20 protein-coding genes are annotated in these 19,361 nt (G+C 44.4%); 16 read left to right on the forward strand and 4 right to left on the reverse strand.

Going from position 1 to position 19,361, the window contains the following annotated elements; translation table 11 throughout:
- Nucleotides 1-37 precede the first annotated feature (37 nt).
- The 3 genes from AC787_RS29220 to AC787_RS29230 form a co-directional block, all read right to left on the reverse strand.
- Entirely contained in the window at nucleotides 38-718 is a 681-nt protein-coding gene (locus AC787_RS29220; protein ID WP_054028481.1) for an SDR family NAD(P)-dependent oxidoreductase, read from the reverse strand.
- A gap of 387 nt (nucleotides 719-1,105) precedes the next feature.
- Complete coding sequence (locus AC787_RS29225; protein WP_054028482.1) at nucleotides 1,106-1,492, reverse strand: hypothetical protein; 387 nt, start codon at nucleotides 1,490-1,492, stop codon at nucleotides 1,106-1,108.
- A 226-nt stretch (nucleotides 1,493-1,718) separates the two neighbouring features.
- Nucleotides 1,719-2,078 carry a phage holin family protein gene (locus tag AC787_RS29230; RefSeq protein WP_054028483.1) on the reverse strand — a complete coding sequence of 120 codons (360 nt, stop codon included), beginning with the start codon at nucleotides 2,076-2,078 and terminating at the stop codon, nucleotides 1,719-1,721.
- 256 nt (nucleotides 2,079-2,334) lie between these two features.
- On the opposite strand from AC787_RS29230, the gene AC787_RS29235 reads away from it, so the two are divergent.
- From AC787_RS29235 to cysK, 5 genes are all read left to right on the forward strand, one after another.
- Complete coding sequence (locus AC787_RS29235) at nucleotides 2,335-4,701, forward strand: endonuclease MutS2 (protein ID WP_054028484.1); 2,367 nt, start codon at nucleotides 2,335-2,337, stop codon at nucleotides 4,699-4,701.
- 50 nt (nucleotides 4,702-4,751) lie between these two features.
- Nucleotides 4,752-5,174, forward strand: a complete 423-nt coding sequence (locus AC787_RS29240) for a DUF350 domain-containing protein (protein WP_054028485.1) — start codon at nucleotides 4,752-4,754, stop codon at nucleotides 5,172-5,174.
- Between the two features lie 112 nt (nucleotides 5,175-5,286).
- A complete protein-coding gene (locus AC787_RS29245; RefSeq protein ID WP_054028486.1) occupies nucleotides 5,287-5,910 on the forward strand; it encodes a hypothetical protein in 624 nt (207 codons plus the stop codon).
- Nucleotides 5,911-6,037: 127 nt separating this feature from the next.
- Nucleotides 6,038-7,243, forward strand: a complete 1,206-nt coding sequence (locus tag AC787_RS29250; protein ID WP_054028487.1) for an MFS transporter — start codon at nucleotides 6,038-6,040, stop codon at nucleotides 7,241-7,243.
- Nucleotides 7,244-7,263: 20 nt separating this feature from the next.
- Nucleotides 7,264-8,181 carry a cysteine synthase A gene (gene cysK, locus AC787_RS29255; RefSeq protein ID WP_054028488.1) on the forward strand — a complete coding sequence of 306 codons (918 nt, stop codon included), beginning with the start codon at nucleotides 7,264-7,266 and terminating at the stop codon, nucleotides 8,179-8,181.
- Between the two features lie 18 nt (nucleotides 8,182-8,199).
- Here cysK and AC787_RS29260 read toward each other — a convergent pair whose 3' ends face one another.
- Nucleotides 8,200-9,270 carry a CotH kinase family protein gene (locus AC787_RS29260; protein ID WP_054028489.1) on the reverse strand — a complete coding sequence of 357 codons (1,071 nt, stop codon included), beginning with the start codon at nucleotides 9,268-9,270 and terminating at the stop codon, nucleotides 8,200-8,202.
- 419 nt (nucleotides 9,271-9,689) lie between these two features.
- Between AC787_RS29260 and AC787_RS29265 the strand changes: the two genes are divergently transcribed.
- The 11 genes from AC787_RS29265 (at nucleotide 9,690) to AC787_RS29315 (ending at nucleotide 19,325) form a co-directional block, all read left to right on the forward strand.
- Nucleotides 9,690-10,385, forward strand: coding sequence for a DUF6897 domain-containing protein (locus AC787_RS29265; protein ID WP_054028490.1), 696 nt, complete (start codon nucleotides 9,690-9,692; stop codon nucleotides 10,383-10,385).
- A gap of 78 nt (nucleotides 10,386-10,463) precedes the next feature.
- On the forward strand, nucleotides 10,464-11,135 hold the full coding sequence (locus AC787_RS29270) for a hypothetical protein (RefSeq protein ID WP_054028491.1): 672 nt from the start codon (nucleotides 10,464-10,466) through the stop codon (nucleotides 11,133-11,135).
- Between the two features lie 134 nt (nucleotides 11,136-11,269).
- A complete protein-coding gene (locus AC787_RS29275) occupies nucleotides 11,270-12,397 on the forward strand; it encodes an endospore germination permease (RefSeq protein ID WP_063847733.1) in 1,128 nt (375 codons plus the stop codon).
- Entirely contained in the window at nucleotides 12,394-13,848 is a 1,455-nt protein-coding gene (locus AC787_RS29280) for a spore germination protein (protein WP_054028493.1), read from the forward strand. The genes AC787_RS29275 and AC787_RS29280 overlap by 4 nt, the downstream gene beginning before the upstream one ends.
- Nucleotides 13,845-15,020 (forward strand): Ger(x)C family spore germination protein, encoded by a 1,176-nt coding sequence (locus tag AC787_RS29285; RefSeq protein WP_082361258.1) that lies wholly within the window; start codon nucleotides 13,845-13,847, stop codon nucleotides 15,018-15,020. Before AC787_RS29280 ends, AC787_RS29285 begins: the two co-directional genes overlap by 4 nt.
- An 88-nt stretch (nucleotides 15,021-15,108) precedes the next feature.
- The gene (locus AC787_RS29290) at nucleotides 15,109-15,333 is read left to right on the forward strand and encodes a hypothetical protein (RefSeq protein WP_200930785.1); all 225 of its coding nucleotides are present in this window, start codon (nucleotides 15,109-15,111) and stop codon (nucleotides 15,331-15,333) included.
- A 45-nt stretch (nucleotides 15,334-15,378) separates the two neighbouring features.
- Nucleotides 15,379-15,777, forward strand: a complete 399-nt coding sequence (locus AC787_RS29295; protein WP_054028495.1) for a spore coat protein — start codon at nucleotides 15,379-15,381, stop codon at nucleotides 15,775-15,777.
- A gap of 198 nt (nucleotides 15,778-15,975) precedes the next feature.
- A complete protein-coding gene (locus tag AC787_RS29300) occupies nucleotides 15,976-16,467 on the forward strand; it encodes an Lrp/AsnC family transcriptional regulator (RefSeq protein WP_054028496.1) in 492 nt (163 codons plus the stop codon).
- Nucleotides 16,468-16,483: 16 nt separating this feature from the next.
- Nucleotides 16,484-17,704, forward strand: a complete 1,221-nt coding sequence (locus AC787_RS29305) for an aminotransferase class I/II-fold pyridoxal phosphate-dependent enzyme (RefSeq protein ID WP_054028497.1) — start codon at nucleotides 16,484-16,486, stop codon at nucleotides 17,702-17,704.
- A gap of 92 nt (nucleotides 17,705-17,796) precedes the next feature.
- On the forward strand, nucleotides 17,797-18,369 hold the full coding sequence (locus AC787_RS29310) for a cob(I)yrinic acid a,c-diamide adenosyltransferase (protein WP_054028498.1): 573 nt from the start codon (nucleotides 17,797-17,799) through the stop codon (nucleotides 18,367-18,369).
- Nucleotides 18,366-19,325, forward strand: coding sequence for an RluA family pseudouridine synthase (locus AC787_RS29315; RefSeq protein ID WP_235561154.1), 960 nt, complete (start codon nucleotides 18,366-18,368; stop codon nucleotides 19,323-19,325). Before AC787_RS29310 ends, AC787_RS29315 begins: the two co-directional genes overlap by 4 nt.
- Nucleotides 19,326-19,361: the final 36 nt, after the last annotated feature.

A 19,361-nucleotide genomic window follows, 5' to 3' on the forward strand; every position in this document is an offset into this window, starting at 1 on the left:
CGTTTACTATTGTTGCTGTAGATTCACGAGAGTTATCTTAACCATAAGAAACGATTGTGCCTGTAGGTCCGCTGGCGGATAAGCTCGCTAATCGAATCAAGTCCGGCGTAACGATTGCAGGATCTTTGCCTGTAGCATGCATTTCTGTACGGAGCATACCGGGATTATAGAGGTTTGCTAAAATACCATGTTCATACTCCTCATCCGCTAAGGTACGCGTTAACGACTCCAGTCCAGCCTTGGCAGCGCTATATGCTGCATAACCGCCTGCTCCGTTCCAAGATAGTCCAGAGGTGATATTAATGATTCGTCCGTATTTTGCTGTTCGCATAGTCGGCAAAACAGCTTTTGTCAGCAAAAATGGTCCTGTTAGGTTGATTGCGATTTGATTTTGCCATTCTTCAGAGGTTAGCTCGAGCACACTGCCTGCCTCCAGAACCGCTGCATTATTCAATATAATATCGATGTGTCCAAATTGCTGGAGGACTGCTGAAATCGTGTCCTGAACTTGCTGCTCGTCGGATACATCCGTTTGAGATACCAAAGCTTCTTTCCCTGTCTTTGCTTTTACGATCGAAGCAGTTTCCTCAAGCTTAGCTAGTCTTCTCCCAAGCAGAACGACATCAGCGCCTTCCGCTGCAAACGAGATTGAAGCTGCGCGTCCAAGTCCTGTACCAGCTCCGCTAATAATGGCGACTCGATTTTGTAAAATTCCCATCACCATTTCTCCTTTCGCTATGCGTTTGTAAATATTTTATCAGAGGGAACAGGGCGGGGAAAGAGGTAGGTCATCAGATTTTCTTACCCGATTGTTAAATAAAAATGATATATGCGATAAAAGAAAAATATATGTAGTTTAATTTCGTTAAGTGAGCAAATAAATGAGGTTATCCCAAAGGTGCTCCCTGCTTTAATTTGGTCATAATTAGCATGTTCATTAGGTAGAAAATAAATATAACGAAAGTTTCACCTGCTATATGATCTATTTCCAAAGTAAAATAGAGCAGAAAACAAGAAAAACAGCAGAGCAGATTTATTCAATCTGGCTTGGCTGTTTTTAAGGGTTGTTCATTTTCAGGAGAAGATCCCAGCAAATTTCAATCGTTTATTCAACGACTAAAACAGCTTTCATTTCTCTGTGTCCTGCTCCACATGGAACGGAACAAATCATTTCATAGCTTCCCGGCTCGCTAATGTTTACAGCGATAGTGTCGCCATTTGCAAGTTTGTAATCGGTTTTTTTGATCTGAACGCCGTGAATGCCGTCAACCGAATCAAGCTTGAGATTAACCGTCTCGCCGGCTTTGATTTTATATTCCTTCTTGTCAAATTTCCAGTTAGATGCTGTCATGACAAGGTCGGATGAAGATGCTCCGCTATCGGCAACCGTTGTATTTGTTTCTTTATTTTCTGGTTTGGCTGTGTTCGTGCCACAGGCTGCAATGACAACGACTAAACACATTGCGCTTGCAAATAATAACCATTTTTTCATTTGTAAAGCGTCCCCTTTCGATTATCCAACTTAAGTATACTTAATTGAATTGTATCTATTGTACCTTAACCAGCTTTCAATTGCAGTGACAGCGTATGACAAACTCATGAATTATCTTGTGAAATTAAATAGACAAGCGTATTCGCGAATGCTTGGCAGAACGCAACAATCAGCCCTTGACTGCCATCTTAGGCAATCAAGGGCTTGTATTGCACGAAGCCTACATTTAATTGCGATCGCTTCTACCTGCTTCATAAGGAGTGCTGACCGGTATGAACAGGTCGATGATCCCGATGACAAGAGCAGCCAATATAGCGCCAAGCAAGGTTACAGTCACGCCGCCTACGATAAACTGGGCAATCCAGATGACGGCTGCGCTCGCAATGAAGCCGACGATTCCGCGGCCAAAGGGTGTGACCCTCTTGCCGAATATGCCTTCAATTACCCAACCAAGTGCAGCAATGACAAGCGCTAGGAAGAATGCGCTCCAAAATCCGCCGACACTGAATTGTGGAACGATAAACCCAACAAGCATTAGCACTAGCGCGGCTACGACAAACCTGACGACATGTCCCAAAAAAGACATTGGATAAACCTCCCTTAAGTTTTACAAATGGAAAACGTGTTTGGAGCTTTTTGTTTCGTCATGTAACTTATAAACGCCTACGTCCGCAGTTCTTTTTTGTTACTTTCCGTACGGTATTGCAAAAATTGCGTCGTTAGACGGCTCGTTCGTTTATATTGTGACCAATTGAGCATCATTTATGTATGTAACCATGGTTCAGTTCGTGCATCAAAGTCGTGATTCGGCTATAATAAGAAGGCGAGAGGAGTGTTAATTGTTGGACACTAAAATTTTGAAGACACTTGAATATCCTAAAATCATACATAGATTGTCCCAGCATGCAGCAACATCGCTTGGGAAAACCATTGCAGAGTCGCTGCAACCGGTTTCTGATTTGGAATCGGTAAAACATTCGTTGCAAATTACCGATGAAGCCTACACAGCTGATCGCTTGAAAGGCAGTGCGCCATTTGGCGGAATAGTCGACATTTCGTCGCCTCTTCATCGTGCTCGCATTGGCGGCACTCTTAATCCGGCTGAGCTTCTGGATATTGCGAATACCGCACGGGGCGGAAGACGAGTAAAGAAGCATATTAGCCTGTTACATGAAGATAATCCAATTCCTATGCTGCAGCAAATTGCAGATCAAATAAGTGAACATAAGCCGCTAGAGGATGCGATATTTGATTGCATTGATGATCAAGCAGAGGTTATGGACAGTGCAAGTGCTGAATTAGCTTCTATTCGGCGAGAGCTTAGAAATGGCGAATCACGAATTCGGGAGAAAATGGATCAAATGATTCGCTCTTCGTCCGTCCAAAAAATGCTGCAGGATTCCATCGTTACACTACGTAACGATAGATATGTTATTCCAGTCAAGCAAGAGTACCGTTCTCACTTTGGCGGTATCGTGCATGATCAGTCGGGATCTGGCGCAACGTTGTTTATCGAACCCGAAGCTATTGTCGCTATGAACAATAAGCTTCGGGAGCTGAAGGCAGGCGAGCTGCGGGAGATTGAGAAAATTTTGCAGAAGCTTACCGCTTTGGCATCCGATTATGTTGAAGATCTTATTTATAACTTGGATCTGCTCGGCCAAATTGACTTTGCTTATGCAAAAGCTCGTCTTGCTCATGGCATGAAGGCTACACTGCCTCGTATGAATGACCGTGGCTTTCTGAAGCTGAAGCGTGGTCGTCATCCGTTAATTGCTGCAGAACAAGTCGTTCCCCTTGATGTAGAGCTCGGCAATCAATATACGGCGATTATTGTCACTGGACCGAATACAGGTGGTAAAACCGTATCCCTAAAAACAATTGGATTACTCAGTTTGATGGCGATGTCGGGTTTATTTGTACCTGCAGAGGATGGAAGTCAGTTATGTGTATATGATGCGATCTACGCCGATATCGGCGATGAGCAAAGCATTGAGCAGAGCCTCAGTACGTTCTCCAGTCATCTCAAAAACATCATTCGCATATTAGGCTCAATGACTTCCAAGAGCTTAGTGCTGCTTGATGAGCTTGGTGCTGGGACAGATCCGGCCGAAGGCTCCGCGCTTGCGATTGCCATATTGGAGCATGTTCATGCGATGGATAGCCGCATTGTAGCGACGACGCATTATAGCGAGCTGAAAGCATATGCATATAATCGCAAGGGAGTAATTAATGCGAGCATGGAGTTTGATGTTGCAACATTAAGCCCAACCTATCGATTACTTGTAGGCGTTCCTGGACGAAGCAATGCATTTGCCATCGCTGAGCGCTTAGGTCTTGCTCGTTCGATCATCGACCATGCAAGAGGAGAAGTAAGCGAAGAGGATCAACGTGTTGAAAACATGATCGCATCACTTGAAGAGAATCGGTTAGGCGCTGAAACTGAACGTCAAACGGCAGAGTCGCTCCGCCGGGAGATGGAGACGCTGCGAGCACGCCATGAGGCAGAGCGTTTGCGCTTTGAAGAGCAGAAAGAAAAGCTGCTGCAAAAAGCACAAGACGAGGCGCGCGAAGCTGTCGTCAAAGCAAAACGCGAGGCCGAGCAAATTATTGCTGATTTAAGAAAGCTTGCTATGGAGGAGGGTGCCTCGGTCAAGGAGCATAAGCTCATTGAGGCACGTCGTAAGCTGGATGAAGCGGCTCCTGAACTTCAGAAGTCCAAACGAGGAGCTTCAAAAACAGCAACGAAGCAGGCCAAGATCGAAGTTGGCGACGAAGTAACTGTATATAGCTTGAATCAGAAAGGCACGGTTGTGGAAGTTCATGGTTCCGATGCTACGGTTCAGCTGGGTATTATGAAAATGAAGGTTGCGCTGGATGATTTGGAGCTGCGAAGCTCAGGAAATGCAGCTAAGGCACAACAGCCGAAGCAAGCAGCCAGCTTGCAACGTTCTAGAGAAGAAAATATTAAGATGGAGCTTGATCTTCGAGGAGAAAATTTGGAAGAAGCGATTCTTGAGGTTGACCGTTTTCTTGATGAGGCCTTTTTATCAGGCTTAGCTCAAGTTGCTATTATTCATGGCAAAGGCACGGGTGTGCTTCGTACAGGGATACAGCAATATTTGCGTAGACACAGCCATGCGAAGAGCTTTCGACTAGGCAATTATGGCGAGGGCGGCGTTGGCGTGACGGTTGTGGAGCTTAAATAGCAAACAGCAAATGCGCAATCGAATACGGCAGATGATGGAGGGGTCTTTAAATGAGTAATGAAGTCGATCAGTTGCTTAGCAATCCGTACGCTGCTTCACTTGTTTATGTGTCGGTTGCGGTGCTGTCTCTCATCGTTTTTTTATCCTGTTTTGAGCTCGTAGCCAAATATAAATGCTGGAGTGAAATTAAAAAAGGAAACGTTGCTGTTGCTATGGCGACAAGCGGTAAAATATTCGGTATTTGTAATATTTTCAGGTTTTCCATCGAGTCGAATGACTCTGTGTATCAAAGCCTTATCTGGGGTGCATTCGGATTCGTCATTTTAATGGCAGCGTATTTTTTATTTGAATTTCTAACGCCTGTATTTCGAATTGACGACGAAATTGCTCGTGATAACCGCGCGGTAGGGCTTATTGCGATGATTATTTCTGTATCTTTATCTTACGTTATTGGAGCAACTGTAATTATTTAAACGGGGTGTAGCCATATGAAATATTTATGGAGAATACTAGCGGTTGTCGCTGTTTTGTTTTTTGCTTTTGGTATCGTTTATTTAATGAATCATTAGAGGGGAAGTTAAAAGAATGGAAGAGCATTTGATATGTCCGTGGTGTTTGACTGAAATTGTATGGGATGAAGAAATTGGAGCGGAGTCGCATTGTCCACATTGCGACAATGAATTAAGTGCTTATCGTACGATAGAGCTAGGTTACGATGAAGAGGAAGTAGAAGCTGATGAGCATGAAAGATCCGTTCAAGCGCTAAAAATCAATGATGCACGTAGAGCTACGAAGCAGCACGGTTCAGAATCACAGCAAGACGATTGGGCAGAGGATGAACTAGAGGAAGAAGCGGAAGAAGACGATTCCAATGATCCGAATCATAAGCGCTGGCTTGAGCAGGGTGACGGCTTTCGTAATGCGGACAGTGCACGATTTGCAGTTGAAGAGACTGTTCAGCGTGTACTCGATGATCAAGATGAAGTGCCAGAATGTCCGTCATGTCGGGCGTATATGATAGAAGCAGGTACGCAGACGTTAGTAGAGCAGCAATTTGAGTCTAGAATCGCTCCATCTTTAGGGAAAGCGGTTCTCCCAACTCCTTTTAAACTTACACTTTACGTTTGTCCGGCTTGCTATCACACCTCGTCCTTGCTGAGTTCAGGTGATCGCGAGCAAATGATCAATCGTCTAACGCCAGAAGAGTAACAGAGAACTGGTAATAATGGACGGGCATGGGTTGCATCCAATAAGGGAACCTTACAAAACGTAATTCTGATACGTAAAAGGTTAGACATGAGATAGCATGTTCTAACCTGCGGCAGGAGGAATCGTTTTGGCAAAAACCTTAAATGGACAAGCAGCCCTTTTACTCATTGTTCAGGCGCTTTACGGGATAGCAAATGCGCTGTCCGGGACGTTTGTTCCCGTATATTTGTGGAAAGCAAGCCAGTCCTACATGTTGATCGGATGGTTTACTATGGGTCAATATGTAATGAGTGGATTAACCTTCTGGGTTGTCGGAAAATGGGTGAAAGAGCATAACAAAATGAATAGTCTGCGCATTGGCATCATTTTGTCAGGCGTGTTTTATTGCACAGTATTGCTGCTTGGCACTCAAGCGAAAGTGTATTATTTGCCGCTTGGCCTTTTAAATGGGATGGCGCTCGGTTTTTTTTGGATCGCTTATAATGTTATTTATTTCGAGATCACAGATCCAGATAACCGGGATCGATTCAACGGCTGGTCGGGCCTGCTCGGTTCTGCGGCAGGTATCGTGGCGCCATGGGTTTCAGGTTTACTTATCACGTCGATGCAAGGGGAAAAGGGCTACCGGCTTATTTTCTCCCTATCTTTAGTCATATTTTCTATAAGTGTTGTGCTCAGCTTTTGGCTCAAGAAGCGGCATGGTCAAGGCAGCTATAATTGGAAGCATGGCTTGCAGCAGCTTATGCAAAAAGGGAATCCGTGGCGTCGCATGTTTCCAGCCATTGCGGCGCAGGGCGTGCGAGAAGGCGTTTTTATGTTTCTTGTTGGCCTAACGGTATACGTTGCTACACAAAACGAAAGTAAACTAGGAACCTTTTCACTCATTACTTCTTTAGTCGCTTTATTTAGCTTCTGGATTGTTGGCAAAATACTCAAAAAAAACAATCGCAAGCTAGCGATGCTAATCGGAGTTATCATGATTGGAATTGTAATATTACCGCTATTCTGGAAAGTGACTTATGCTACCTTGCTCATGTTCGGTATCGGAACATCATTGTTTATGCCGCTTTATATTATTCCTATGACCTCCAGAGTATTTGACCTGATTGGTCAATCCGAGGAAAGCGCACGGGAACGAGAGGAGTTTATTGTTCTTCGTGAAGCGGGATTAGTAACGGGCAGAGTCATTGGCTTGTCATCATATTTAATTGTATTGCCGCTGAATCATTCTGCAGTTGCGATTACTTGGCTCTTATTTGCAGTTGGCATCTTTCCGATTGTCGGTTGGTGGTTTATGAAGCCTTTTCTTACAGAACAGAAAGTTCAAACCTAATTTAGAAAGGAAGTGAAAGAATGCCGAGAATAGTGACAGACATTACGCAATTGATTGGGAATACACCGGTCGTTACGTTAAATCGTCTTCCAGCGGAAGGCAGCGCTGAAGTATGCGTTAAGCTGGAGCGCTTTAACCCAAGCGGCAGCGTAAAGGATCGTGCAGCTTTCTCGCTCATTAATGATGCAGAGCAGCGTGGATTGATTAAGCCTGGCGATACGATTATTGAACCAACAAGCGGAAATACAGGCATAGGTCTGGCGATGAATGCAGCAGCTAGGGGCTACAAAATGATATTGGTTATGCCTGACAACATGACCGCTGAGCGGATTAAACTGCTGCAAGCATACGGAGCAGAGGTTGTGCTAACACCTGCTGCTGAGCGAATGCCGGGAGCAATCCGCAAAGCAGAGGAGCTTCGCGCTGAGCGTCCGGGCAGCTACATTCCGAATCAATTCGAGAATCATGCCAATCCGCAAATTCACCGAATGACGACTGCGGTTGAAATTATCGAGCAAACAGGCGGCAAGCTTGACGCATTTGTTGCTACGGCTGGAACAGGCGGCACGATTACCGGAACAGGTGAAGCGCTTAAAGAAGTGCTCCCTCATTTGTATGTAGCGGTAGTTGAGCCGCAAGGGTCGCCCGTATTATCTGGGGGAATACCAGGGCCGCATAAGCTTGTCGGTACGAGTCCAGGCTTCGTTCCCGCTATTCTTAATACATCCATATATGATGAAATCATTCAGGTGTCTGATGAGCATGCACTAACGACGATGCGAGCTTTAGCGACTCAAGAAGGATTGCTGCTAGGTCCATCCTCAGGTGCTTCGGTATGGGCAGCGATGGAAATCGCGAAGCGTCTTGGTGCTGGGAAGCGAGTTTTGTGCATTGCGCCAGATACAGGCGAGCGGTATATGAGCATGGATATTTTTTAAACAGCCTAAGGGAGCGGGTTAAACCCACTCCCTTAGTGATTGCTGCAATAGGGTTCGTCTCTCATGAATATAGTTATGGATAAAGGATGGTTCTGTTAAAAAGGTGTCATAGCTTGCCTTACGCGTGTAATCGTTACGTATGGCTGGTGATAGTCGCGAATGCATTTGCGAGATAACGGGCTCCAGCTTCTCGACGGTAAATGCGGATAATAGAAGCTTCTTTATGATGGCGCGATATTTCCGTCTGCATGAAGGAAAAGTAAAAAGCTTCTCCGTTAGCTTATTGTAGCCCTGAAGACGGACGAGATCGCTCCCACAAGGTTTCCCATAACAATTTCTGCCCCAAGTTCCCTCGTAATCCCACGGAATGATTCGATATTTTCCATTTGTACGATGCTCATACAGTGCATAGTTTTGATCAAATCCATCGTAATTTCCAGTCAATACAGCCCCGGCAAGCCATAATAAATATTGAGATACATCAAGGCGCTTTGCATTGTGTACGCTCAGTTTACTTCCAGACAATCGATTTATATTTCGAACGAACGATACCAACCTTTTTTTTGTCCCCGACTTTCCCATCATCAGTTCATAACCATCAAATAACGAAGCTTTTGTATACTTTGAGATGGGGTCCGTTAAGCTGAAGTCGGCACTGTCGTTGACCGCATATAGAAGTGAACGGTAGCCGATGCCTCTTTTTTCGAAAAAAAGTCGATCAACCGCTTCAATTTCCAAATAAACGCCCCTAGGCACGTCATTTATAATGAGCCAGAAGTGGTTGGTTTGAGGTGATGGAACTCCTATTTTATTAAAAAAGTAAAAGGAAAGCGCGTTCCGCATCATAGACGGATCGTCATACTCTGCATTCCAATGAAGCGTTTTGCCGCCTTCAAGTCGAACCTCATATGATTTTTTGGAATAATTACGCGTATGTCCTCCCCGCAAGCCAAACTCAGCAGTATAGGTTTGTCCCTCCATCTCGAGCTGTGCTGGCTTGAAGGACCGCCCCCAAGCGTCGCCTTGAATCTCTTGGAAATCAGACGCATTTATGCGTATGGAACGTGTCGGCAAGACTTCAGTATCCATCTAACCATCTCCCGAAGCAAAAGATAAAGCCTACCGTTATACGATAGGCGTTTTGATCTTTTTACTGTATTCAGCAAATGCCCAGATGGTCACGATTATTTAGTAAGGACTGCTTTCTGTACCCAAACTCCAAATACAAACTCCATTTTTTAGCAAAATGGTTCAACAGCCTATGAATATACTCTATTATCGTAAAGGTTAATTGCTCAATCTTTTATAAATAGATAGCAATCTAGTACCACTACCATACGGTATACATATAAATATATTACATTTCGTATCTCATGATAAATGGAGTGAATGATTGAAGGAGGGATGCGAAGCACCAAAACAATGTGCTGAAAATGAATAGGTCGTCAGGACGTATTTGAAGACAGGCTACAGACAACAAACTATGAAATTATCGGAGGGATTTTTTTATGAGTCTATGGTATAACAATCGTTATTCTACTGGTCAATCTGGTTCAAATGATTATAATCACCACAAAAGCGGAAGCAATGATAGTAACTTTGTTCAAAGCTTGGTAGGTAAAAATGTAAAGGTTAATCGCGGCGGTCCAGAATCACTTCAAGGCAAGCTTCACTCCGTAAAAAGCGACTATCTTGTATTAGTCACAAATGAAGGTGTCGTTTATATTGCAAACAGCCATGTTAAGAGTGTTACTGAAGTGGGAGGTAAAAATACAAGCGGCGGCAACAAAAGTGGAAACGGCAACAGAAGCGGTGGCCGCAATCTTGGGATTGTTAATGCGAACAATTTTAATGGAGTCATTCGTGCGTTAAATCAAACCTTTGTCCAACTTAACTCAGGCGGACCAGAGAAAGTGGAAGGTTTTCTTGCACAAGCGGGTAATAGCTCAGTTTTGCTCGTAAACGGTAGAGAAGTTATGCAAATCCAAAACTTCCACATCAAATCAATTAAAGCAGCGGGCAACCAATCTGGCGGAAACAACAATAACAAAAACGAAAATAAAAACAACAACAAAAATGAAAACAAAAGCGACAACAAAAACGACAACAAAAACAAAAGCGACAACAAAAACAACAACAAAAACAAAACACAAGGCAATCGCAGCGGCGGCAGAGGTAATGCAACACGTAGTTCAGTGAAATAAGATTATTTGGCCTATCGGGCAAAGGTTAGAGCTTTTGCCCGATTATACTATCTATCCGGATGAAAGGAGGTTGATCGCTTGAAAAACCGTCATCCGCTGCTGGATCGGCAGGTCGAATTGGAGATTTCAGGGAAAGCAGCGCCTATACGTGGTAAATTGATCGAATTTGGTCAAGATATATTAGTGCTGCATAATGGAACACAATTTTTGTATATACCGCTTATTCACCTGCAGCAGCTTCGCATCTCATCGCGAGAAGAAGAAACTGAAGTGTACGAGGTACCAGATATGCCCTTCGAGCCCTATAACGAGCCCATCTCGTACCGCAAAATATTAATGAACGCGAAAGGTATGTTCTCTGAAGTTTACATTACAGGGAATCAATCCATTCATGGCTATTTGACAACGGTTATGAATGATTTCTTTGTCTTCTATTCTCCTGTCTATCATACGGTAATCATATCACTTCATCATATGAAATATTTAATTCCGTATAATCCAAATGTAACTCCGTACACGTTAACGCCAGAACAATTCCCCCTCAAGCCATCCCCGTTAACCTTAGCAAGAACTTTTGATCAGCAACTGCGCAAATTAATCGGTGAATTCGTCGTGCTTGATCTAGGCGAAAATTCAAACAAAATCGGCGTTCTGAAAAACGTCGATCAAAGTATGATTGAGCTTGCGACTGTAAGTGGTAACCCCGTTTTCTTGCATTTTGATCATGTGAAGACGGTTCATATCCCGTAAGAAAGATGACTATGCTTTAAGCCAATAAAGGGCTTAAGCATAGTTTTTTTTGAATCTTTTAAATAAATGAATGGCAGGATGCATTTAGATGCGTGGATCTGGAAACATTATCTTTGGAAGGAAGTGACAAGAATATGAAAGTGAAACCATTTGGTATTTTACCCTCTATGTTAATGATGGTGTTGTCAGTTGGGCTTGTTAATCATGTTCTCGTAGTGCCTTTACTGCTTGATGCTGCTAAGCGTGATGCATGGCTTTGTGTGATTTTTGGTCTTGTAATTGTTCTTCCATGGGCGTTTTTTACTATTTATGGAATAATAACGCGTATGGACGGAACACCGCTTGATCAATGGTTATTGCAGCTCCTACCGCGATTTTTGGTTTGGATTATGATGAGCATTTTTCTGCTAATACAGTTTTTTATTGCTTTTGAATCGCTTATTATTACAGCTTCTTGGACTGCGACAACCTATTTGCCCAATACACCCTCCATCGTCGTTTGTACGGTGTTTCTAGGACTTTGCATGTTTGCATCGGTCTCTGGGCTTCGAACGATTGCTTATGTAAGCTGCATACTATTGCCAATTGTTGTGCTGTTAGGAGATTTTGTTATGTCTGCGAACATGCCACACAAAGATTATCACTATTTGCTGCCGCTGTTTGAGAACGGGATGAGCCCAGTCATGAAAGGCATTTATTATGTGTTAACCTCGTCATGCGAGATTTTTGGATTCATGTTTATTCAGCATCATATTCACGGAAAATTCAAAAGATGGCATTTCATCGTGCTTGTACTGTTCTTATCCTTACTGACACTTGGCCCTGTAATGGGTGCGATTGTAGAATTTGGACCAGTAGAAGCAGATAAAATGCGTTATCCTGCTTTTTCGCAATGGAGACTAGTCTCCATCGGAAATTATTTTGAACATGTTGATTTTTTCGCTATTTTCCAGTGGATGTCTGGCGCACTTATTCGGTTAGCCATTTCGATTCACATTTTATCTGAGTTTTGGCCATTGCGACGTCTAAAATGGAAATGGGTTTCACCGACTGTACTGGGCGCGATCATTTTAGTCATCTCGGGCGCTGGCATCAAAAATATGCTTGAGGTAAGGACCGTATTACATACATCTTTTCAGTACACGGGCGTTGTCGTTATCGTCTTAACGATAATCATTTGGGTCGTGTCGTTACTTAGAAAAAAACAAGGAGATCAGAAAAGAGCAGCCATTATCGGTTCCGAGGAGGCAGAGCAGTCATGATTCATGATGAATGGAATGGAGAGACAGATCAAAATGATATTTCGCTAGATCAGTTAAGGAAAAATTTGAAAGACTGTCATGATGTCATTGAATATAAGCTTACACTCAATGTAGATGGACCAATGGAAGTTGTTTTATTTTATTGCGATGGATTAATCGACAATCAACAATTGCAATTAGGCTTGCTGCCACTGTTGGAGAAATGGGCTGAGCAATTCAGATCGACACTAGCTACGGAGCAAGGTGAAAAACATAAACCGAGCATGCTATTTAGTAAAGTCCAGCCGGGAGACAATGGCAACTACTTATATTCGCGTCTTTTTTCGGGCAGCGTCATTTTATCGTTTGCCAAAATAGAAGGGTTATTCGAATTTGATATAGCTAACCAACCGGGCAGGAGTCCGGAAGAATCGACGATGGAAGTATCGATCAGGGGACCGCGCGATGGATTCGTTGAGCAGCTTTCAACGAATGTTGCGTTAGTTCGCATGCGGCTAAAAACACCAGATATGCATGTGGAATATCGCAAGATCGGTACCGAATCTTTGACGGATGTTGCATTAATTTATATGGAAGGCAAAGCTGACGCCAAGCTTATAAAGGAAGCGAAAAGGAGATTAGATAACATTGATATCCCCGCTCTAGTCGGAGGAAGCCAACTGGAGGAGCTTTTATCCGACCGGCGCTTATCCTTGTTTCCGCTTGTTGAATATGTAGGACGACCAGATTATGTCGTTCAATCCTTGCTGCGAGGTAGGATAACGATAATGGTCGACGGATCACCTTCTGCAATCATTGCTCCAGGAAATCTGTTGCTGCTGATCAAATCGCCGGAGGATGCACATTTACCGTATTATTATGTTTCATTAGAACGACTGCTACGTCTAGTTGGACTAATATTGTCCATTTGTTTGCCGGGCTTCTGGATAGCACTGTCGGCTTTCAATACGGACCAAATTCCGTTTACACTGCTAGCCACCATTACGATGTCACGAATCGGCCTGCCGCTGTCAGCTACGATGGAGATGTTTCTGATGTTAACGATGTTCGAGCTGTTTCGCGAAGCTGGGATAAGGCTCCCGAGAGCAGTAGGCCAAACGGTGTCGGTCGTAGGTGGACTGATTGTAGGGGATGCAGCCATCCGTGCGGGAATGACTTCGCCGACTATGCTTGTGATGGCCGCGGTCACAGCCGTATCAACTTTTACTCTCGTTAATCAGTCATTAACTGGTTCGGTCAGCTTAATTCGCTACCTTATCCTCATTTTTTCTTCTGTACTAGGCATTTTTGGGTTTTTTATCGGAAGTTTTGCTGTTCTCATTTACATGTGCACTCTTGAATCATTTGGGCGTTCTTACTTATATCCGCTTGCGCCGCTGCGCTTTAAGGAACTTCTGCCAGCGCTTATACAGATGCCGTGGAAGCTTAAGAGTACACGGAGGAATAAATGATGGTTGCTGCATGGTTTGAAGGATGGTGTCGCCTATGGCGGAAGGGTATAGCACTGATTTGTATTTTGGTCATGTCAGCACTGCTGCAGGGCTGCTGGGATGAGGTCAATTTGCAGGATGTGAGCTATATTTCAGCATTCGGCATCGATTATATAGATGGCCATTACGAGATTTATGGACAAACGATTAAATTTGGGCTCATTGCGAAAACCGAATCTCTTCAACCTGATCCAAACCCGGTTTGGATCGGAAAAGGGGAGGGAGATACCGTATTGCTTGCGGTAAATGATCTAGCTCGGTCTGGACAAACGATTTTGAGCTTGGAGCATCTGAAAACGGTTATCGTGCAGGAGAGGGCGATGATCAAAATCAATGATATTATGGATGGGCTGAATCGTCAACGGGCATCCCGGTATACTTCTTTGATTTTCGGAACAAAAGCGCCAATTGAAAAGATTTTTACAAGCGATACCTTTTTCGATCAATCTCCGCTTAACAGTATTATGTATATGCCGGGTCCTCTCGACAGTCAAAGGAGCTTCATTCGTCCTTATGCTATGCAGTTAGCTGTACAGACTCTGAATGAGCCGGCCATGTTAACCACTCTCCCTGCTTTGAATGCTAATCAAGAATATTGGAAGCGGAAGAAACAGGCGCTGCAAATTCAGTTAATAGAAGGGATATTCGTATTCAAAGATCACCAATATCTTGGTTATCTCACGGAGACGGAAGCTTCTGGGCTCAGATGGGTTGATCCTGAATTCAAGCATTTTATGTTGAAAGCGGAAGGGAAACAAGGGAAATCGGCAATATCCATCACTTCTTCCAAAAGCCGATTGCAGGCAAGCTTTAAAGAAGGCAAGCCTTATTTTGCGTTAAAGGTGCGTCTGGAAGGAAATGTAGCTGAAATGGATGGCAGCATGCAGGAACAAGAAATTGTCTCATCAATTGAAACGCGGATCAAGCAGGAGATCGAGAATACATTTCGCATAGGGCTCACGAAGAAAATAGGGTTTTTCCATCTGGAGCATCATTTGTATCGTTACCATCAAGCATTTTGGCAACAGGCATGTAAGGGAACGAATTGGCTTCCAAAGCCGGATCAGTTAAAAATAGAGGTGGATTTTCAATTGATTCATACCGGCAATTTCGATTTAAATATAGGCACATAAATAAAGGGAAATTAGCTCATAATACGTTAGGCACGAAACAAATGGACCAAATAGTGCTTTCGAACCAAGTTAAGAGGAGGAAGACCATATGATTCAGCCAATGACGGCGAAAGAGCTGGAGTACATTGCGGACTCCATGTCTAACGAGGATTTATTAATTAAGCAATGTGCAACGCTTGTTGCTACGGGTACTACGCCAGCGCTCGTAAATTTATGTTCTCAAATGATTCAAACACATCAGCAGCATTACGATTCTTTGCTGCATGCCATCTCGCACCATCAGCAAATGGCTCCGACACAGCCGCAGCAATAATGAAATTCAGTAGGAAATAAAAAAATGTTTAGGAGGTCAGTCATTATGCATCAGCAACAACAAAAGCAGTCGATATTGACTGAGGAAGATTTGGCCGGTACGATCCTTGCTGATTTAAAAAGAGTCGTTCGCGAATATGTAACAGCGGCAACGGAGTCCACTTGTCCTGATATTCGCCAGCTATTTACGAAATTAACAGACAGCACATTGGCTCTTCAAGGTCAGCTGTTTAATGCGATGAATCAAGCGAATATGTATAATACATCATCGCCTGCGCTTCGTCAGGAGCTCGACAAGCAAGCGAAGCAATATCAACAAACCAAGCAAAAAACGAACCAGTTTTTGCAGCAAAATCTAGGGCAGCAACAAAGCCAAACGATGTATACGCCGCAAATGCAGCAGTCCGGCCAATATCAACAAGGCTCACAAACGCATTACATGTAAAGACCCCTTAGGGGTCTTTCGTTTTTATAAGGAAAAGGAAGGTTGAGCAGTATTTACATATCATGCTAATATTTCACCGTCAGAAGAGCTGAAGCCGTCCATATAAAGGCTTCGGCCTTTTACACTTTGATTGCGCGAGATTCAAAAAAGTTGTAAAATATTCTTTATAATTGCAGTTGTACTGGAAGGAGCAATACTATGACCGAATTACAGATGAAAGTGCTTGAACTACTGCAGGAAGACGCGCGTAGGGATGCTGATCTAATTGCAACCATGCTAGCCGTAACGACCGAGGAAGTGAAGCAAGCAATCGCCGAGCTTGAGAAAGACCATATTATCGTAAAGTATGCGACAGTCGTAAACTGGAGCAAGATTGACGACCAGAAGGTAACTGCACTTATTGAGGTACAAATTACACCAGAACGCGGTCGCGGATTCGAAGGAATCGCCGAGCGCATTTATTTATATCCAGAAGTAAAATCAGTTTACCTGATGTCCGGCGCGTACGATTTGCTCGTTGAGGTTGAAGGAAAAACCTTGAAAGAGGTTGCCTCTTTTGTATCGAATAAACTATCGCCGATTGACGCAGTATTATCGACAAAAACATTTTTTATTTTGAAAAAATACAAACAAGACGGCATTATCTTCGAGGAGCATGAAGGTGATCATCGGTTGATGGTTTCGCCGTGAAAAAAGGGTGATGGCAATGATTAAAGATGAAGAGAAACAACCCACCACACCTGTGCAGCGTCAATCGATGGCTGATTATTTGTCCCCGCTCGTTCGGGGCATCAAACCGTCGGGAATCCGTCGGTTTTTTGATTTAGTCAGCACGCGCAAGGATGTTATAACATTAGGAGTAGGCGAACCCGATTTTGTTACGCCATGGCATGTCCGGGAAGCTGCTGTATATGCGCTTGAAATGGGGAAAACGCAATACACGTCAAACGCAGGTATGCCTGAGCTGCGCGAAGCAATCGGGCAATACTTAAACGATCAATTTGCCGTGCCTTATAACCCTGCGAACGAAATTTTAGTAACGGTTGGCGGCAGTGAAGCAATCGATCTTGCACTTCGTGCGTTTATTGCGCCAGGCGATGAAATATTGATTCCTGAGCCTTGTTATATTTCCTATTCACCGATTACAGCGCTCACGGGAGGAAAGCCTGTTGGCATTGAAACGTTCGCCAAGGATGAGTTTAAGCTGAAGGCCGAGTCGCTTCAAGCGGTAATTACGCCAAAATCCAAAGTACTTATTTTATGTTATCCAAGCAACCCAACAGGCGGCACCATGACTTATGAGGATTGGCTGCCTATCGCCAAGCTAGTGGAAGAGAATGATCTGATTGTTATTTCTGATGAGATCTATGCGGAGCTTACTTACGGCTCGAAGCATGTAAGTTTTGCAGCGATGCCGGGGATGAAGGATCGGACCATTCTCGTGAGCGGCTTCTCGAAAGCCTTCGCGATGACAGGCTGGCGGATGGGTTATGCTTGCGGTCATCCCGATCTTATTGCAGCAATGCTGAAAATTCACCAGTATACGGTCATGTGTGCTCCGATTATGGCACAATATGCGGCGCTGGAAGCACTTCAACATGGTTTGGAAGAGAAGGACCGCATGGTGGAGGCTTACAATCAGCGTAGACGTCTTGTTGTAAAAGGTTTTAGAGAGATCGGACTTGATTGCCATGAGCCTCAGGGTGCATTTTATGCATTTCCTTCGATAGTATCCACAGGCTTAACGAGTGAAGAGTTCGCACAGCGTCTGCTCGATGAAGCGAATGTTGCAGCCGTTCCCGGCGATGTATTCGGTCTAGGAGGCGAAGGCCATCTTCGCTGCTCCTATGCGACTTCTGTCACGAACCTGACTGAGGCGCTTGAACGTATAGGCGGCTTCGTTCATCGATTGAAGCAAGAAGGGTAATCTAGCGCCTTTAAAAACAGCAGGTCAGGAGCGTATCCGACCTGCTGTTTGCATGAATACAGATGAGCGGATGAAAAAAGGAGGCAAGGCCGATGAAACTATATACAAGAACAGGCGATAGCGGGCAGACATCTTTAATTGGCGGTCGCGTGCGCAAGGATGATATTCGGGTTGAGGCATATGGAACCATTGATGAATTGAATTGTTTTGTAGGGCAAGCAGCGGCTGAATCAGCTAAACACGATGAGCTTGCAGAAATGGCTGCTTGGCTTGTTGATATTCAACAGGAGTTGTTTGACTGCGGCTCAGATCTTGCATACGCAGCCCCAGGAGCTCCATTAAAAATAACGGCTGAGCCGTCTGAAAGGCTGGAAGGTTGGATTGATCAGTATACGGCCGAAGCACCGGATATTACGAGATTTATTTTGCCGGGAGGCAGCTCGGTTTCCGCGCTTTTGCACGTATGTCGAACGGTATGCCGCCGGGCAGAGCGCCGCGTTGTAACACTTGCAGCGGAGCACCCAATTAATTCTGAGGTGCAAATTTATTTGAATCGTTTGTCCGACTTTTTCTTCGCCGCTGCTAGAGTTGCAAACGCGAAACTAGGCGTACCGGATACGGAGTATGTACGCAGCGCTGAAGTGTTTCGGAAGCCGAAAAAATGATGGATAGACTAGAATTATTATATTACCGACCGTTAGTTGCTATCGTTAGCGAGGCCGAGCATGGGATGACTGTCCGGCGGGTTCTAGAGCGTCAGCTGGGCGTATCGCGTAAGCTGTTGTCTCAAGTGAAGCAAACGGAGCATGGACTGACTGTCAATGAAAGTCGTGCCTATACGACTGCTCCCGTTGCAGCCGGCGATGTTATTCGCGTTCGCATGGCGCGGGAAATTTCAGAAGATATTTTGCCTCAGCCCATTCCTGTGCAAATCGTATTCGAGGATGAGGATCTGCTCATTGTAAATAAACCTGCGGGCATGATCGTCCATCCAACCCATGGTCATTACACAGGTACGCTTGCTAATGGTATCGTCTATCATTGGCAAGCAATGGGAGAGCGGGTACGCTTCCGTCCCGTACATCGCCTTGATGAAGAAACTTCTGGACTTGTCGCTATTGCAAAAACCTCATATGTGCATCAACAGCTTTCGGAACAAATGCAGGCAAACGGTATTTTGAAGCTATATCGCGCTTATGTTTATGGATGCCCTGTGCCAGCTTCTGGAACGGTAGATGCGCCGATTGACCGCGACCCTGATCAGCCGCATGTTCGAATCGTAACGCCTGAGGGTTATCCTTCCGTTACGCATTATGAGACGCTTGTGCATTTTAGCTCTTCATCGGACAAGCCTGCTGCAGCGGCTGTTCGCTTGAAGCTGGAAACGGGACGGACGCATCAAATTCGCGTTCATATGAAGCATATTGGCTGTCCGCTTATTGGAGACAAAATGTATGGAACGGAGCAAGATGTGGAGGAGAAGTGGGAAGCCGCAGTCGGTCGTCAAGCACTCCACGCTGAGATACTGGGATTTACTCATCCGATTACAAAAAAATGGATGGAATGGCGTGCGGATTTGCCACCAGAACTTGAATGGTTAGAACGGAATCTATCGGAATGAAAAGGATATAGTTACCCGTATATTGGAGGATTCAAC

The organism is Bacillus sp. FJAT-28004 (genome assembly GCF_001280845.1).
Taxonomy (GTDB): domain Bacteria; phylum Bacillota; class Bacilli; order Paenibacillales; family Paenibacillaceae; genus Pristimantibacillus.

Coding starts and splice junctions, on each gene's coding strand:
- AC787_RS29220 (WP_054028481.1), bottom strand. CDS start 718: ATGGGAATTTTACAAAATCGAGTCGCCATTATTAGCGGAGCTGGTACA.
- AC787_RS29225 (WP_054028482.1), bottom strand. CDS start 1,492: ATGAAAAAATGGTTATTATTTGCAAGCGCAATGTGTTTAGTCGTTGTC.
- AC787_RS29230 (WP_054028483.1), bottom strand. CDS start 2,078: ATGTCTTTTTTGGGACATGTCGTCAGGTTTGTCGTAGCCGCGCTAGTG.
- AC787_RS29240 (WP_054028485.1), top strand. CDS start 4,752: ATGAGTAATGAAGTCGATCAGTTGCTTAGCAATCCGTACGCTGCTTCA.
- AC787_RS29245 (WP_054028486.1), top strand. CDS start 5,287: ATGGAAGAGCATTTGATATGTCCGTGGTGTTTGACTGAAATTGTATGG.
- cysK (WP_054028488.1), top strand. CDS start 7,264: ATGCCGAGAATAGTGACAGACATTACGCAATTGATTGGGAATACACCG.
- AC787_RS29260 (WP_054028489.1), bottom strand. CDS start 9,270: ATGGATACTGAAGTCTTGCCGACACGTTCCATACGCATAAATGCGTCT.
- AC787_RS29265 (WP_054028490.1), top strand. CDS start 9,690: ATGAGTCTATGGTATAACAATCGTTATTCTACTGGTCAATCTGGTTCA.
- AC787_RS29275 (WP_063847733.1), top strand. CDS start 11,270: ATGAAAGTGAAACCATTTGGTATTTTACCCTCTATGTTAATGATGGTG.
- AC787_RS29280 (WP_054028493.1), top strand. CDS start 12,394: ATGATTCATGATGAATGGAATGGAGAGACAGATCAAAATGATATTTCG.
- AC787_RS29285 (WP_082361258.1), top strand. CDS start 13,845: ATGATGGTTGCTGCATGGTTTGAAGGATGGTGTCGCCTATGGCGGAAG.
- AC787_RS29290 (WP_200930785.1), top strand. CDS start 15,109: ATGATTCAGCCAATGACGGCGAAAGAGCTGGAGTACATTGCGGACTCC.
- AC787_RS29295 (WP_054028495.1), top strand. CDS start 15,379: ATGCATCAGCAACAACAAAAGCAGTCGATATTGACTGAGGAAGATTTG.
- AC787_RS29300 (WP_054028496.1), top strand. CDS start 15,976: ATGACCGAATTACAGATGAAAGTGCTTGAACTACTGCAGGAAGACGCG.
- AC787_RS29305 (WP_054028497.1), top strand. CDS start 16,484: ATGATTAAAGATGAAGAGAAACAACCCACCACACCTGTGCAGCGTCAA.
- AC787_RS29310 (WP_054028498.1), top strand. CDS start 17,797: ATGAAACTATATACAAGAACAGGCGATAGCGGGCAGACATCTTTAATT.
- AC787_RS29315 (WP_235561154.1), top strand. CDS start 18,366: ATGATGGATAGACTAGAATTATTATATTACCGACCGTTAGTTGCTATC.